The 590-nt window shown below is 69.0% G+C and carries 1 protein-coding gene; it reads left to right on the top strand.

Features of this window, described 5'->3' with window-relative positions; all coding sequences use genetic code 11:
- On the top strand, nt 1-590 hold a 590-nt coding region (locus ACYVF6_RS40940; RefSeq protein WP_460530493.1), incomplete at both ends, for a transposase.

The following is a 590-nucleotide window of genomic DNA, read 5'->3' as shown; positions in this document are numbered from 1 at the left end:
AGCGTGGCCAGGTGCTGGTCAGGACGGATTCGGGTGGCTGCTCGAAACTGTTCCTGCACCACATCACCGACCAAGGGTTGGAGTACTCGATCGGGTTCCCCGCCCACGAAACGGTCAAGACGGCGATCGAGACGATGCCAGCCCAGGCCTGGCGCGCCGCCCTCGACAGCGACGGCGAGGTTCGTGAAGGGGCGCAGGTGGCCGACCTGACCGCCTGGATGCCCGACCCCACACCTGCGACCCGGCCCGGGCCGCAGGACTGGCCGAAGGGCATGCGGGTGATCGCCCGCCGCGAACGACCGCATCCGGGCGCCCAACTGCGGTTGACCGACCACGACGGCTGGCGGATCACCTGCTTTGCCACCAACACCCAAGGTCCCGGCTGGACCGCGGCCGCGCTGGAGGTGCGGCACCGGCAACGCGCCCGCTGCGAAGACCGCATCCGCACAGCCAAAGACACCGGCATGCGTAACCTGCCCTTCCACGGCTACGCCCACAACCAACTCTGGCTCGAAATCGTCGCCCTCGCCACCGATCTCCTGGCCTGGATGCAGACCCTGGCCTGGGATCAGCACGAGCCAGCCCGCCGA

It is taken from the genome of Flindersiella endophytica, assembly GCF_054779015.1.
The sequence above is the reverse complement of the archived record's forward strand: the minus strand, read 5'-3'. Positions and strand labels throughout refer to the sequence as shown.